The 15,096-nt window shown below is 60.9% G+C and carries 13 protein-coding genes and 1 pseudogene; 6 read left to right on the top strand and 8 right to left on the bottom strand.

The features are described 5' to 3' along the window. Positions 1 to 115: 115 nt before the first annotated feature. Entirely contained in the window at positions 116 to 1,546 is a 1,431-nt protein-coding gene (pyk, locus tag PMI02_RS04340; RefSeq protein ID WP_052025426.1) for a pyruvate kinase, read from the bottom strand. A 151-nt stretch (positions 1,547 to 1,697) separates the two neighbouring features. Here pyk and PMI02_RS04335 point away from each other — a divergent pair, with 151 nt between their 5' ends. After that, positions 1,698 to 2,033, top strand: coding sequence for a DUF1244 domain-containing protein (locus PMI02_RS04335; RefSeq protein WP_007679295.1), 336 nt, complete (start codon positions 1,698 to 1,700; stop codon positions 2,031 to 2,033). A 184-nt stretch (positions 2,034 to 2,217) separates the two neighbouring features. Here the strand turns inward: PMI02_RS04335 and PMI02_RS04325 are convergent. From PMI02_RS04325 to PMI02_RS04315, 3 genes and pseudogenes are all read right to left on the bottom strand, one after another. Then, positions 2,218 to 2,439: pseudogene (locus PMI02_RS04325) on the bottom strand (DDE-type integrase/transposase/recombinase); the annotation flags it as partial. A gap of 96 nt (positions 2,440 to 2,535) precedes the next feature. After that, entirely contained in the window at positions 2,536 to 2,937 is a 402-nt protein-coding gene (locus tag PMI02_RS04320) for a type II toxin-antitoxin system VapC family toxin (RefSeq protein WP_007679293.1), read from the bottom strand. Further along, positions 2,934 to 3,278, bottom strand: a complete 345-nt coding sequence (locus PMI02_RS04315; protein ID WP_238538983.1) for a type II toxin-antitoxin system Phd/YefM family antitoxin — start codon at positions 3,276 to 3,278, stop codon at positions 2,934 to 2,936. Before PMI02_RS04315 ends, PMI02_RS04320 begins: the two co-directional genes overlap by 4 nt. A 564-nt stretch (positions 3,279 to 3,842) precedes the next feature. Here PMI02_RS04315 and PMI02_RS04310 point away from each other — a divergent pair. Next, entirely contained in the window at positions 3,843 to 4,079 is a 237-nt protein-coding gene (locus tag PMI02_RS04310) for a DUF2312 domain-containing protein (protein WP_007679276.1), read from the top strand. Between the two features lie 39 nt (positions 4,080 to 4,118). Here PMI02_RS04310 and PMI02_RS04305 read toward each other — a convergent pair whose 3' ends face one another. The 4 genes from PMI02_RS04305 to PMI02_RS04290 all read right to left on the bottom strand — a co-directional run bounded on the left by PMI02_RS04305 (position 4,119) and on the right by PMI02_RS04290 (position 10,851). Then, on the bottom strand, positions 4,119 to 4,835 hold the full coding sequence (locus PMI02_RS04305) for a CPBP family glutamic-type intramembrane protease (protein ID WP_007679274.1): 717 nt from the start codon (positions 4,833 to 4,835) through the stop codon (positions 4,119 to 4,121). Positions 4,836 to 5,993: 1,158 nt separating this feature from the next. Then, on the bottom strand, positions 5,994 to 6,827 hold the full coding sequence (locus PMI02_RS04300) for an FkbM family methyltransferase (RefSeq protein ID WP_007679271.1): 834 nt from the start codon (positions 6,825 to 6,827) through the stop codon (positions 5,994 to 5,996). Between the two features lie 298 nt (positions 6,828 to 7,125). Then, on the bottom strand, positions 7,126 to 10,131 hold the full coding sequence (locus tag PMI02_RS04295) for a glycosyltransferase (protein ID WP_007679268.1): 3,006 nt from the start codon (positions 10,129 to 10,131) through the stop codon (positions 7,126 to 7,128). Positions 10,132 to 10,188: 57 nt separating this feature from the next. Beyond that, a complete protein-coding gene (locus tag PMI02_RS04290) occupies positions 10,189 to 10,851 on the bottom strand; it encodes an ABC transporter ATP-binding protein (protein WP_007679264.1) in 663 nt (220 codons plus the stop codon). Positions 10,852 to 11,107: 256 nt separating this feature from the next. Between PMI02_RS04290 and PMI02_RS04285 the strand changes: the two genes are divergently transcribed. Genes PMI02_RS04285 through PMI02_RS04270 form a run of 4 tightly spaced genes read left to right on the top strand, consistent with a single transcriptional unit; the run spans position 11,108 to position 15,086 of the window. Next, entirely contained in the window at positions 11,108 to 11,941 is an 834-nt protein-coding gene (locus tag PMI02_RS04285; RefSeq protein WP_238538982.1) for an FkbM family methyltransferase, read from the top strand. Between the two features lie 5 nt (positions 11,942 to 11,946). Further along, a complete protein-coding gene (locus PMI02_RS04280) occupies positions 11,947 to 13,044 on the top strand; it encodes a hypothetical protein (RefSeq protein WP_007679251.1) in 1,098 nt (365 codons plus the stop codon). A gap of 2 nt (positions 13,045 to 13,046) precedes the next feature. Then, positions 13,047 to 13,886: an ABC transporter permease gene (locus tag PMI02_RS04275; RefSeq protein WP_007679235.1), complete on the top strand. Its 840-nt coding sequence runs from the start codon at positions 13,047 to 13,049 to the stop codon at positions 13,884 to 13,886. Positions 13,887 to 13,922: 36 nt separating this feature from the next. Next, positions 13,923 to 15,086 (top strand): capsule polysaccharide export protein, encoded by a 1,164-nt coding sequence (locus PMI02_RS04270; protein WP_007679221.1) that lies wholly within the window; start codon positions 13,923 to 13,925, stop codon positions 15,084 to 15,086. The last annotated feature ends 10 nt before the right edge of the window (positions 15,087 to 15,096 follow it).

Genomic DNA, 15,096 nt, shown 5'->3' with positions numbered 1-15,096 from the left:
TAGCGCGCGCCGCATCGCCTAGCGCCCATTTCGAGCCAGGAGACAGCCGCCGCGCGCACGGCGACGACATTGGAGGGGTCTGGGGCGATGGCCCCAGAACTTCCCTCTTTTCCTCTTACTTCGGCGTATCCAGCTCGTTGCCCGTGAGCGTCACGATGTGAAGCAGGTTCGTCGACCCCGGCACGCCGAACGGCACGCCCGCCAGCGTCACCAGCCGCGAGCCGGCGGCGCCGAAGCCATGGCGCAGGGCCATGCGCTTGCCCTTGGCGATCATCTCCTCGAAGCTGCCGATGTCCCGCGTGATGACGCAGTGCGTACCCCACAACAGGGCAAGGCGGCGCGCGGTCTTCTGCAGCGGCGTCAGCACCAGCATGGGAGCTGCGGGACGCTCGCGCGCCACGCGGCGGGCCGAGATGCCTGAGCCCGTGAAGACGATGATGCCCTCGATCGTTAGGGTGTCTGCGATCTGGGCGCAGGATTCGGACAGCGCGTCGGCCGAGGTCGCGTCGGGCGGGGTCTGGGCAATGTGGATGCGCTGGCGGTAGGTCGGGTCGCTTTCGACCTTGGCGGCGATGCGGTCCATGATGGTCACCGCCTCGACCGGCCACTGGCCCGCCGCCGTCTCGGCCGAGAGCATGACCGCGTCGGCGCCGTCGTAGACCGCGTTGGCGACGTCGGACACCTCGGCGCGGGTGGGCGAAGGGCTGGTGATCATCGATTCGAGCATCTGCGTTGCCACGACGACAGGCTTGCCCTGGGCGCGGGTCTTCTCGACGATGTGCTTCTGGATCGGCGGTACTTCCTCGGGCAGCAGTTCGACGCCGAGATCGCCGCGGGCGACCATGATACCGTCCGACAGCTCGATGATCTCGTCTAGACTTTCGACTGCCGCCGGCTTTTCGATCTTGGACATGATCGCGCCGTGGCCACCGGTGAGGCGGCGCGCTTCAGCGACGTCCTCGGGGCGCTGGACGAAGGAGAGGCCGATCCAGTCGGCCCCCATCTCAACCGCGAAGGCGAGGTCGCGGCGGTCCTTTTCGGTCAGCGCCGGGATCGGCACGAGCGCGTCGGGGATGTTGACGCCCTTGCGGTCCGAGATCGGGCCGCCGACTTCGGCGCTGCACAGGATTGCGTCGGGCTCGGCGCGGATGACGACGAGGCGCAGCTTGCCGTCGTCTATCAGAAGGCGCTGGCCCTTCTGGAGGATACCGAAGAGCTCGGGGTGCGGCAGGCAGACGCGCTCGTCGTTGCCCGGTGTGGGATCACGGTCGAGCGTGAAGTGCGCGCTGTGGCGGATGAAGGCCTTGCCCCCCTCGAACGTGCCGACGCGCAGCTTGGGGCCCTGGAGGTCGCACAGGATCGCGACGGGACGCTCGAGGTCCTTTTCCACCGCGCGGATATTGGCGATGGTTTCGCGGTGCGTTTCGTGGTCGCCGTGGCTCATGTTGACGCGGAAGGCGTCGGCGCCGGCCTTGAGCAGCTTGGCGATCATCTCCTTGTCACGGCTGGCGGGGCCGAGCGTCGCCAGGATCTTCACCTTGCGCATGCGCTTGATGCCGCGGTGATGCGGCGAGCGGCGGTAGGGGACGGTCGCGGAGGGAGGGATGCTGGCCAAGGTGCTGTGCCTCTTTCGGAAAGGGGGCTCTTTCAGGAACGGGGGCTCATATGGCAAAGGCAGCATTAGAAACCAAGAACCAATGGCCAAGGACGATTGCGACATTATGAACCAAAGTGACCGAATGAATGCGCTGGATGATGCCACGGCGGCCGCTGCGTTCCGCCGCCTCGTGCGCCACCTGCAGCACCGCACCGACGCCGAGAACATCGAGTTGATGGGCCTTGCGGGCTTCTGCCGCAACTGCCTAGCCGACTGGATTCGGGATGCCGGCTATGAAGGTGACAAGGCCGACGCCCGCGCGCTCATCCACGGGATGCCCTTCGGCGAGTGGAAGGATAAGTACCAGAGCGAGGCGACGCCGGAGCAGTTGGCGCGCATGGACGAGAGCATGAAGAAAAACGCTCCGGGGCATTGAGCGATTAGGGCGTCGCAACCTTCATCAGCACGAGTCCCGAGAGAATCAGTCCGGCGGCGAGGAGCCTTGCCGGGCTGGGCGCCTCGCCGAGGAAGATGATGCTGACCGCAAAGGCTCCCACCGCGCCGATGGGTTCTGTCGCAAATTTCTACGCGGGGCGAAACAGGCCCATTCGTATGGTGATTTATGCGGCCAACAGGTTGAACAGCTCTGCAAGAGACGGATTTGGGGCGTCGATCGCATGGATCATCTGGCCCTTGCGGATCATGTGGACGAGTTCGATGCCGCCGAGAATGACCGCGGCGGTGTGCTCGGATTGAAAGCCGAGCATTGGGCGGATACGGCGCTTGACGCGTCGATGGTCCTTCTCGGTCCGGTTGTTCATGTACCGGTTCTGCCGGACCTTAAGTAGCTTTGTGTCCGGTCATCATCAAAGCCGGGAGAAATTGAGCCAGGCGGTTGGGAATTAGCTCAATGGCACAGCACCGGGCGCCACGCTGCGTCACCACACCAGTCCCGGCCACTTCTGCATTACCGCCAATGCAGCGAAACCGGAATCCGTGGAGATCAGCTGCAGTCCCCTCGTGATCGCCGTCGCGGCAATGATCCGGTCAAATGGGTCGCGATGGTCCCATGCCAGCGTAGCAGCCAGCAGGCTGGTCTCAAGCGACACCTCGAGCAAGCGCCCGCCCTGCTCTTTCGCCAGAGGGATTAACTGATCGAGGAAAGGAGCCATCTCCGGCCATTTGCCAAAGCGGACTTTTTGGCCAATCTCGAACAGGCTTATCGCGCTGATCGAAACCGTTTCTGCTTGCTCAATCGCGGCTATGGCGGTTGCGGACAAGCGGATATCCGCCGTCATGGACCATGCCCAGGCGTGAGTGTCGAGCAGAAGATGCCTCACTCGCCGCCACCCTCCCAGAGGGCCAGTTCCTCGTTATCCATAGGCTCGAAGAAATCCGGCCCTGGTCCCGCGATCTTGTCCTTGAGAATACCGATCTTGAACCGGCTGCGCGGGAAGGGGACGATCTTAACCATAGGCTGCTTATCCTTAGCGATGACAACCTCCTCTCCTGCGAGAGCTGCCTCTATCAACTTGGAGAGATTGGTTTTCGCCGCATGGACCGTAACCTGCATACAGACATCCTTAGCTAATTTAGCCATTTTTACTGTATCTAGCCGTTTGTGCGTAGTCGTTTCCACGCGGCTCATCGCAGAATCCGGGGCTTCACGCTCGGCGATCATCGCCCCCGAGGTCCCGCAAGCTCAAGGCGTAGCTCAGGTACCAGCGCACAGCAGGATCACGGATCGGTCAAAATGGCGGCCCTTTGAACACTCTACCTCTGCGCGAAAATGCCAACAAACGCCTCATCTACCGCCACCCGCCGATATTTGCGGCAGAACGCTTCGAGCAGGCCGGCGACGACAAGCAGGATCCAGGTCATGAACAAAACTCCGTGCGCCGGGCAGTCCCGGTCCCGAACTCCGCACAGGAGGCACGAACGTGGTCGGCTCGAGAGTTGAAACAGCGAGGAAAAAGCCCTGAGGCAACACGGCTGCGCCGCACGCGAGTTGATGAAAGGCATGCGTGAAGCGTGCTCGTAAGGGAGCGCGAGAGAGGCCGGGACCGACGGTGAGAAAGAACCTGCGCGAAGGTAGCGCAGGTTCGTGGTGGAAAAAAAGCAGGCGGGCGAGACGCCAATCAGATCGCTCCACACGATTTCCACAGGGCGGTGCTTTGCCCCAGCCCCCGCGGCTCGCTATCAGCCCGGCCAACGATTCTCAGCTTTCACCGGAGCACATATCCCAATGGCCGAAACCACCGACGATCGCCTGCGCCTGCTGATCGAGCGCGTCGAGCGCCTCGAAGAGGAAAAGAAGGGCATCTCGGACGACATCCGCGACGTCTACAACGAGGCCAAGGCGGTTGGCTACGACGTCAAGATCATGCGCCAGATCGTCCGCATCCGTAAGATGAAGCCCGACGATCGCCGCGAAATGGACATGCTGCTCGACACCTACAAGTCGGCGCTCGGCATCGACTGACGCCTCCATCGTCCCCGGCCCGGCCGGGGACGAGGTTTCTCAAACGCCTGCCATCGCGAAGGCCATGCTTGCCGCATTGGCGGCGGCGTGCTGGAGCATCGCGGCAGGCAGGCCGAGGCGCTGGCGCGTGAAGCCCAGCATCATCGCCGCCCAGAGCTGAGGCAGGACCATCGGCAGCGACAGCAAAGAGGTCGCCGGGTAGTTCATCAGGTGAATACCCGCGAACACCAGCGCTACCACCCAGAAGATCCACGGATAGACCGTGCGGTAGACCGCCGGCGCCGTTCGGCGGTTCAGCCACAGCCAGCCGCCCAGAGCCGCGGCGACGAGCGCCACCAGCAAACCCAGCAATACCAGCGGTGCGATCGCCTGCGCCGCCATCACCAGCGCGGCAAGCCCTGCGAAGCAGACGAGCAGCCACAGCGCGCGCGGCCGCCCCGTCTGCCAGCCGCGGAAGATTATCTCCTCCAGCACCGGCGCGACGAGAACCGTGGTCGGCAGCAGCCACCCGCCCGGCAGCTTGCCGAAGGCGTCGGGCATCGGCAGCGCGAAACGGCTCTGCCAGGCGGCGATCAGCGGCAGGATTACCACCATCATCCCGGCGATGTGCACCGCGATCAGCACGGCCAGCGGAGCCCACGTCTCGCGGCGGCGCAGGCCCCAGGGCTCCAGCACCGCTGGGCGTTTCAGGAAGGCGGCAAGTTCGCGCCAGATGGTGCGGATGGCAGGCGGCGGTGCCCCGATATGCGTTGTCATGCCTGCTGCTACCTGCCTTTCGCGCCGGGATCGACCATTAGGAGACCGGGTCTCAAAATCATCTGCAACCCCTACCTGATCCAGAATCTTCAGGAAAAACAAGATGTTTTGGCCTTATAGACCAACACTATATTGCCTGACGGCGGAGGCACCGATGACAAAACAGCGCGATAGAACACTAAGAACCATCGGTAAGGTTTGGGGCGGCGTTACGCGCCGCAGATGCCCTCAAGGGAGCCGGTTGAGGGGCAGCGCGGGCAAACCGGCGCAGCGTCACGGGAGAACGTGAAAGCAAGGGCTGATGGCTATCAACCGGCTATCCGATGCACATAGGATATATTGTGCTAATCATGACGTCTGCGGACGTGGTGCATTCGGGATGGCCGGCGTGCGTTGAACCGGCAATAATCTCCATCGATCATACCGCCGCCGCCCGGCTCTTTCAGTGATCATGCGCCTGGCCAACGACAACTGGTAGGCAGGCAAGGGGCTGGCAACAGGTAGGCGCGGTAGGGCGAGACGCTTTCGTCGGGCCTGGTGCGCCGCATGCGTCCGCCCTCTACCTCAATCTCAAGCTTGCTGTTCGGATCTCGCGCAGGCGCTCAATTATCTCGGCGGCAGATTGTTCGGCATTGGCCTGTGCCTTAACGACGTTAGATATCTCGCGCGGCTCGCCTGCACCGGGCCAAGCTGGGTGCCCTGCATCGGTATCACCACGAGATCGCCCTGGCTGACGGCCAGAAGTACGATCCTGGCGGCCGTGCCTTCGAGATCGACAACCGCGAAGGGCGTTCTCGCAGCAGCGTCTTCGATGCGGCGACCATCGAAACTTCATCGCCTCCGCTAGCATCGACAAGCTTTCGGCGCGGCCGGCACCTTTGGCCCAAGCGGCTATCGGGCGGTTCGGATCGGCATCGACCACGATTACCGCCCCAGCCTACGCAAGCTATGACGCAAGCAGCAGTGCGGCGGTGTTTTGCCCACTCCACCCTGGAGCTAACAAAACCACTCAACACCTCAGGAGACCTTATAATGGATTCGATTTTGCCACTAGGTAGCCCTCGAATACATCACAAGTATCCCCTCAGGATTGCTAGAGACGGCACGGTAAAATTAGAACTAATAGGAACAATATAAATATTTGGGGTCGGCGCATGCCTAGCCCGGCTCAATCCGCAAACTCAGCTTGTGGCAAAGTCGAAATATCTGTGGAAGCTTTTCTGCGGGGACGAGTAAATGGTTCCATGCGTCAGGAAAGAACATCATGCGCTCACGCTGTCGCAGGGCATCGTGGGCCATGGCAAAGGCCACGTAGTTAGCATCGAGCAAAAATTCATCGATCGGCCTGCTTTCTGCCGCGCCCAAGAGTTCTATCGTGAAGATCGGACGGTGTTCTGCCAGGAACCGACGGCCGCCCGTAACTACCGCGTGCTCGTGCCCTTCAACATCGATCTTCATGAAGGAAACACGCTGTTCTCCTAGGCTCTGAGCGAAGCTGTCGAGAGTAACAGTGCGAATTACGCGCTCGACGTATGCGTCGCCAACCATCTTCACATGCTGAGGTTCGAACGAGGAACTGGTGGAGATATAACCGCGATCATTGATGGTTTCGTAAAAACTGAAACTCCCCGCTTCGCTTGACAAGCCAACAGGTTCGACCGTGATCCGATGCGCAAGGCTGGGGTTAAGCCCGATGTTGTGCTGCAAGAGATTGCGAACGGGTTCTAAGGGTTCGAAAGCGATGACGTGCGCGGTCGGATTGGCAGCAGCGGCGGCCAAAGTATACAACCCTGTATTCGCTCCGATATCGAACATTAACCCAGCCGACGATTTTACGATTTCAATTAATATGTCGCTGACTGGTGGTTCGTAGGCGGCCAATCCATGTGTTCTGACTGTGATGCCGACCGTGTCGAGCTCGTTAGAGCTACTAAAGGAAAACGCGGTTGTCAGACCGGGATGGCCAATTTGGAAGTTGTCGGACAGCGGCATTTGCAAAAATTCCTCTCGATTGCTCTAGGCTTCTTTATCGGTTGTTTCGAAAGGACAGCTCGGCGAGTACGCACGCCATTGATTTTGGGCATATATGCGGTGACGAGCGCCTGACGAGAGCCAAGGCTAAGCGCCTCTAGTGGCATTGTCACATGCGTTTTGATCCGCGTTAGCACTAGTGAGGCGGCAATCTGAATGAAACGAAGACAGAAAACCCGTCACAAGCGTGGCTTGCAACGGGTTATGAGTGGCGCAATTATTATTAAAGGTTAGCAGCGCTTTCCGGCGGCTCAATCGCTTACGCCTGCGGGCTCTGTTCATCCAGCAAGTAAAAAGCAATGACCCGTTTCAACTCCGAGGAGCTGAGCAATTCACATGCAGAGCGCCGCGCTTCGTGGCCCAGGCGTAAACGCAGATCAGGCTCGTCGACGAGGCGCCTAGCCAAGCGTACAGCTTCCTCAGAGGTGTCGAACAAGAGCCCGTTCACCTCGTGCTTCACCGCCTGGACATACCCCCCGGCAGAATGGACCAAGACTGGCAAGCCGCAGGCCATCGCTTCAATCACCACACGGCCCCATGGCTCGATCCAGGTGGAAGTGCGATAGAAGTAGGCATCGAGCCCGCGCAAAAAGTCCGGTATCCCGGCGCTGCGTGCCTTGAGCAGTTGCATGCCACGAATTGCAGGGAACGCACCGGCCATGCATGCGCCGCCCAGCACGACGCTTTCACCGCCGAGGTTTGCCACTTCCTGATATATCTTCCAGTCGTCACGACCGTGCTTTTCAGGGACGTCACGACTGTGGCGGCCAAGCGTGAAGGGTCGTGCTGCCGGACGCAGATCCAAAGGCGGGCTGAACAATTCAAGGTCGGTAGGAGAGGGCTCGAACCGGCCGGGCAATCCCGTTTCTTGACCCATCATATCGGAGCAGTAGAGCAGCTCGGGACGTATACCAGTATACCGGAAGGCTTCTTCGATCCGTTCGAACAAGGACGGCGCTTCAAACGTGTTATAAAGGAAGATGATCCGGTCCGGCCGCACATGACGGATCCAGCGTGCGATATCAAAATATATACCTACAAGAACGAGAACCCCGCCGCGCGGGAAAACTCCGGTCGCGGGATCGATATGCCTGACGTCGTGCCGAGCCGTAAATTCGGGATGCGGCATTTCCGGCGCCCAGATCTGGGTCTTGGTGTAGCGTCCAATTTGCTCGGCGAGGTCAAGCGCGTGGAGCTCGCTACCGCCGCGCGGCTGCTCGAACTTGTTGATGATATGCACGGTGGGCTGGGTTCTGGCCGGACGGTTGAGCAACGCTTCCACGCTCGCATCGGACATCGCATCAAGACGCTTCGAGAAGTCCGAACGCGTCATGTCCGCCACTGTGTTCCATCGGTTTTCGGCGCGCGTGAATCGCATGTCCGGCGCAGCCGGCGCTGGAAGATTCTTCACCGCTTCACGCAGGTAAGGAGCCGTCCAGGGCAGTTGGTCTACCGGGAAGTCCTGACCCAGCAGCGTCCTATAAGCGAGGTCGTGTCGCTCAACCGCCATGAGAATGCGGATCACATGGTAGAAGCGCGATGTCGCCTCGCCCGAATCAGAGGACGGCATCATTGCAGTGATTTTGTCCCAGTCCTGGTCGAGTCGACCTAACTGGCTGCTGCAGATGATATGGAGGTCGACCGCCTGCCAGTTAGGACCGGAATTGGCCAAGATGGTGGCAATAGCGGGCAGGGCCTCTTCGTAGCGGCCGTTCATAGTCAGCAGCCAAGCGTAGAATTCGCCCATACCGATGTCATTGCCATAATCTTGCAGATGAGCGTGGCAGATCCGGATCGCACTTTCGATATCGCCCATGTCGTAAGCGCAGCGAGCTCGCTCGACATTTGCGTTAGCAGCACCTGGATGGACGATGGCGATGTCGCACCAACGTTCCAAAGCAATCGCCAAATCGCGCTTGCGCATCGCCATGTGGGCCGTGCCCACCATGGCACTGACCGGCTGCATCTCGCGTGCTGCGAGGTCGCGGAAGTACGCGCTGGCGTCCTCCAGGCCAACCGAGTTGGCGATCGCGTACCCCAGTAGCACCTCGGTATCGTGGTCGGTATGGCGCTTCAGGTAATGCCCCAGGCGGAGCCGCGCCTCGTCGTAATGCCCGGCGGCGAAAGCTGCCCGGCAATAGGCCTGTTCCAGTTCCTGGTCGCGGGGGCCCTCCATAAGCTCGCGCTGGATGAGTTGATCGGCCAGAGGAAGCGAGCGGGTAGCAGCAGTGAGCAAGACATATTTGCAGATATGCCAGCGGCTATGCGGCCAGCGACGCTTTAGAAAGCGCAGAAGCAGACGTGCTCGAGCAGGCTGGCGCGCGTTTTCGTACAGTTCGGCCAACTGGTGGATTAAAATCAGATCTCCGGTCTGGCGCGCGTGGCGGCACGCCAGGCGCCTGGCATCGGATAGTCTACGCCCGGCCGAGGCAGCCCGGAAGGCGCGTGCGATGTACTCGGCATTGTCGGGATCGGCTTCGGCCTGCCATTCGGCCAGGCGCACCGCCTCGCGCCAAAGGCGACCGTTCTCGTATAAATCTACCGCAATCCGCAGAAAGTCGGGGTCGGACTTGCCCGCTTCCAGGTGCGGGGCGATCTCCACCAAGGCCTGAAACAGGTCGCCGCTGCGCACTCCAGGCTTAGCCTTGATGGTTTCGCGATCAATCGAGGACAGCAGGGCCAGGAAGTCGTGCAGGAACGCTGCGCTGGCTGCGGACTGGCCAGGAGGCAGCAGCTTGGCGCGGATGGCCAGATTGTCGGGATGTTTCACCAGATCAGGAAAGTTTTCGATGGCGCCCTCGAGAATGTGTTGTGCCTTGCTAGAAGACCCGCTGTTGCGTGCTGCCATTGCCGCATGGGCAAAGGCATGGGCCAATTCGTCATCCGCCTTGCGGCCTCGCGCGCCGTCGCGCGAAAGCAGCTCGATCGCCTGGATCCAGGACTCGCCCGCTTCGCTCCAGCGGCCAGCCCGCTCGTGCACGCCTGCGATCCCAGCCGGCGCATGTGCCAGATCGGGATCAATCTGTCCGGCATGGCGAAACGCTTCGATCGCTTCGGAGTAGTGGCCAAGCTCATTGAGCATGTTGCCCAGCTGGACCCAGGCCCCGCTGTCGCGCGGGGCGTGACCCACGATCTCGCGCCACAGCCTTGCGGCTTCCGTCCAGTTCCGGCGTCGCTGCGCTTCTCGTGCACGGCGGATCAGCAGCCGTGTCCGCCCGTCGGTTAACCGCAGGAGCAATTTCGGGCTTAGAACACTTCTAACCACACGATCCTCGCGATTGTTTTACCAGATGTTCAATGGAGATAGCTGGGCACCCAGCGCTCATGCCTGCCGCATCTGCAGGGCATGATGCACTTCGCAGGCCTCTGCGACCGTGTCGAAAAAGACCAATGCTCCACTATAAAGTACGGCGCCGCGCGTGCAGTACTGCTCGAGCATATACGGGTCGTGGGAGGTCATGATGAGCGTGCCTTTGTCGCGCCTAGCCATGAGCTCTTCTTCCGAACGGCGTCGGAACCTCACGTCGCCCGCCGCGGCTACCTCGTCCACCAGATAGCAGTCGAACGAGATCGCTAGCGATATGCCGAAAGCAAGACGCGAGATCATGCCCGACGAATAGGTTTTGACGGGCTGGTCGATGTAGACGCCCAGCTGCGCGAAATCTTCAACATAGTCGAGCACCTCCCGCTCATCGCGCTGGTAAATGCGTGCGATGAACCGGGCATTGTCGGCGCCGGTCATGGTCATCTGGAAGGCGCTGGAAAATCCGATCGGCCACGACGTGCTCATACCGCGCTCGACGCGTCCTTCGGTGGGGAACTCGACGCCCGAGATCAGCCGAAGCAATGTCGATTTGCCGGCACCATTGGCCCCGCAGATCGCCAGACTTTCCCCCGCTTCGATCCGGAAGGACAGATCGCTGAACACCCGCCGCTTCAGACCACGCGTCTTATAGTCTTTTGAGACGTTGTGAAATTCGATCATGGAGCGGACATATCTCGATAGGGGCGGGCGATATCGCACATGCGTAGGCGATCCCGATTGTGGCTGAGAGCTAGACGCTTGGGCACAGGCAGGCAACACGCTTTTCGACGTGTTAACTCTGACGAGGCGTTTACGCTTCTGGGGATGCCTGCTAGAGGCTCCAACGCTTATGTCCCATTTTTTGTCGTCCCCCTTCGCAAAGTTCAAAAGCTCGCTGCGAGCGCAAGGCGGGGGGAATGTCGAAAAATTCCCCAGCATGCGCCTCTTCGAGCTGCCCATGCTCGCACGCAGCCGCCGGGTGGCCAACGAGAGCGCCATCCGCGCGGCGTGCAAGGTTGCTTACTTAGGCAACAATGCCGCGCTGTGCCGCGTCTTGGGTCGATACAAGGCCTATGTCGACACCACCGATATCGGACTTTCCAGCCATCTCATGCTTGATGGCTACTGGGAAATGTGGGTCACCGAGACGCTGGCCAGCCTTATCCGGCCGGGCATGGTGGTAGCCGATATTGGGGCGAACATCGGCTATTTCACGCTGTTGATGGCTGAGCTTGTCGGCCCTGCTGGAAGGGTTCACGCCTTCGAGCCTAACCCCCGGCTCGTGGAGCTGCTTAACAAGAGCCTGATGGTCAACGGCTTCGCTCGCTGGGCAAGCGTGCACCAGACCGCTCTTGGCGACAAAGGCGATCATTCGGTCACGCTCGTCGTGCCGCCGAACACGCCGATGAACGCCTATATCCTGCCACCCGGCGCTGAGGCTCCGCCCGAAGGCGTTGAAGTGCCGGTTGCGCGCCTCGACAGCCGACAGGACTGGCAGGACATCGAACTCGCCAAGATCGATGTTGAAGGCGCCGAGGAATTGATTTGGGCCGGAGCGCAAGGGTTGCTGGATAGCGGCAAGCTGCGCACTGTGGTCATCGAGTTCAATCCGCACCGCTACGGCGATCCGGGCGCCTTCCTGGAACGGTTGAGCGCACATGGCTTCGCCCTCAACCACTTGACCCTGGACGCGGGCGTAGTCCCCACCGACATGGACTACATCCTGAGCCGGTCGGGTCCCGAGGACATCATGCTGGTGCTGAAGCGTTAGACATCATGCGCGAAGTCGATCCGTTTGATTATTGGGAAAGTCATTCCAGCGCAATCGAAGGGCTGGGCGGTCTCGAGCGTTCGCCCGATCCGCGCTACTGCTTCCACACCCGCTACCATGAAGTGCGCGAGGGGCGTGCACGCTTCGTGCTTGAGCTGAACGGCGTGCGCGCCAGCTTTGGCGAACTGTCGATGCGGGTTCATGCCTGGAAGCCTGAATCCGACAGTAACATCAGCTTGGTTTCAGGCGCGCGCACGATGCTCCATGCCGAGGAGGGGGCTGACCTTACGGTGCCCGTGCACTTCGCCTCGCAAAAGGGCGTCTTGTATGCGCTCTACGGATATCTGTCAGAAGATTCCGATGTTACCGCGCAGACGCTGAAGGTGGCTATCGACGAGCCCGAAGACACGGGCGAGCACTACCCCGAGCCGCCACGCTCGATTCTGGCGATGGATCAGCAGGCACAAGAAACTCGCCCTGCCAACGCCTTGCTGCATTACGGCCGCGTGCGGATGGAGCACCCTGTTTCGCAAAGCTGCACGTACGAGCAGATCGCCGAGCTGGGCCTGCGTGCACGTGCGGAGGGCGAGTTAGTAATTTCACGGTGGAGCGAGGCGGCATGCCTGAATGCCCTGAGTACGTACGGCGCCACGTATAGCGGGCTTGAAGGGCTGATCGTTGGTGGGGTCGCGGCTGACTATGCGGAGGATCTCTCGGCATCGACGTCGATAGTGCGCCAGGCCGATGGGCCGCCGCCCTCGCGCATGAACGCCGATTTCTATGATTTTTTGCTGATGCCGGCCGGCTTCGAGACTGGCAACGAGGCGCGCGAGCGCTGGGAAGCAGTCGAGGACTGGCTCGCCCGGCTCAAGATCGGGGGCTTGGCGATGTTAGGCCTGCGCTATCGACCGGACAGCGATCTGGTCAGCAGTGCCGACACATCCAACGCGCAGGTCCTCTCCCGTAACGAAATCGGGCAATGGGCCCTGCGGCTGATTGGTAAAGGCTATTCGATAGCACCACTGGCCTTCGCGCCAGTTTCGGACCTCGTCGTTGATAGCCAGGGCCTTGCAGGGTTCGTCATGATTGTACAAAGGCTGTGAGCATGGACAAAAGCGGTTCCAAGCAGCCTTACCGCTCGTCTGGCGAGCATCGGTCGCGCCTCGACATCTTCCTTTCGGGGATTGCGCGCCAGGGATCGGTGATCCACGCGCTTGCCTTGCGCGAACTGCAGCAGCGATACGGACGGGCGAACATCGGTTACCTGTGGGTGATTGTTGAACCGCTGATGCTAGCTTCGGTTGTGACGGCGATCCATTCGTTCGTGGGTCATGGCACCAGTAACGGCATTAGCCCCTTTACCTTCACGCTGACAGGCTACACGATCTTCATTATTTTCCGCAACTCATTCACGCGGTCTGATGGGGTGCTGCACCAATACTCCAACCTGTTGTATCACAACATGATAACGCCCTTTGACATCATGCTGGGCAAGTCAATTGTCGAGACTCTGGGGTGCATTTCGGCGCTGGCCGTGCTTCAAACGCTGGGGGTGATCCTGGGTTTGGCGGAGTTCCCGGCACGGCCGATCTACTTGATCGAGGCGATCGTGCTGTTCTCCTGGTTCTCGTTTGCGTGGTGCCTTCTCGCGGGCGCCTATACCTTCCACTCGCCCTTTTTGGAGCGTCTGGTCCATCCGGCGTCCTACTTCGCTATGCCGCTGAGCGGGGCGTTCTTCACCGTCTCGGTCCTGCCAGCATGGGCGCGGCCCTACGTCGCCTGGAACCCCATGGTCCCAGTGTTTGAACTGGCCCGTTACGGCCAGTTCACTGCCTCAAGCGACCGCTATGCCCAGATCGGCTTCGTGGTAGCGGCAAATTGCTTTTTCACGTATTGGGGCCTGCTCGCGATCAGACGGGTGCGCAAGGACATCCACGTCTCATGACGCGGCCCATATCTCATTGAAGCGGAGCATCCTTTCTTGCACGGCGTAATCCAACCCAAACACAGTGGGATACAGGCTGACGCCGGCGGGCTCGCCGCGCGGCTCAAGACCTTGGCCTTCGCCAATCGCTTCTTCTTGGCCATCGTGATCCTGCCGACTCTGTTGGCAGCTGCCTATCTCTACCTGATTGCATCCGATCAGTATGAATCGAGCACCGATTTCGTCATCCGACATGCCGAAGCGCCGGCAAGTGGCGGCGGCGTCGGCCAGATTTTCGGGCTTAGCCTAGGTACCTCATCGACCGCGTCGGAGGCGTTCATCGTCCAGGAGTACCTGCTCTCCCACGATGCCGTCGCTAAACTGCGCCGCGAGGATGACCTGGTTAACCGTTTCCGTCCCGAGGGTGCGGACTGGTTCAGCCGCCTGTGGAGCGCCGATCCCACGCCCGAGCGCCTGCAAAAGTACTATGAAGGGCAAGTGGCAATCGAACAGGACGAGACCAGCGGCATCACCCACCTGACCGTCCACACCTTCCGGCCCAAGGATTCCTATGCCTTGACCGCAAAGCTGCTCGAGATGGGTGAGCAGCAGATCAACGCAATTAACCAGCAGACCTATCGGGATCAGGTGACATCAGCTAAGCGCGAACTGGACGCCGCTGCAGGGCAGCTGAGCGGGGTCCAGCAGCGGCTCACCGGTTTTCGCAGGGGGCACGCGGATGTCGATCCCGAAGGCACCGGACGGGCGCAGCTCACAATGGTAACCAACCTGACTGCAAGCTTGGTGCAGGCGCGTGCCCAGCTTGCGGCCATGGGGCAGGCAGTCAGCCGCAGCAGCCCACAATATATCGCGCTCCAGCGGCAGGTGCGGGCGCTGGAGGCGCAAGTCGCGGGACAGTCCTCGCAGATCGCGGGCGACGGCCACTCGGTCGCCAATCGGCTTGGCGATTACGAGCAGCTCGTGATTGAGCGTGACGAGGCCGCCAAGCTCCATGCTGCTACCGCTGCCCAATATGCACAGGCCGTTGCCGAGGCCAAGCGCAAGCAACTCTATCTCGTGCGTGTGGTCGAGCCAAATCATCCGGTGAAGTCGCTGTTCCCCGAACGGGGCAAGATCGTACTTACGGTGTTCGCCTTGCTGTTCTTCGCCTACGCCATTGGCTGGCTGCTATGGGCTGGCGTGAAGGAACACAGCATCTGAGGCATGTGAA

The organism is Novosphingobium sp. AP12 (assembly GCF_000281975.1).
Lineage (GTDB): Bacteria > Pseudomonadota > Alphaproteobacteria > Sphingomonadales > Sphingomonadaceae > Novosphingobium.
Note: the sequence above shows the minus strand (reverse complement) of the source record. Positions and strands in the feature narration are given on the sequence as shown.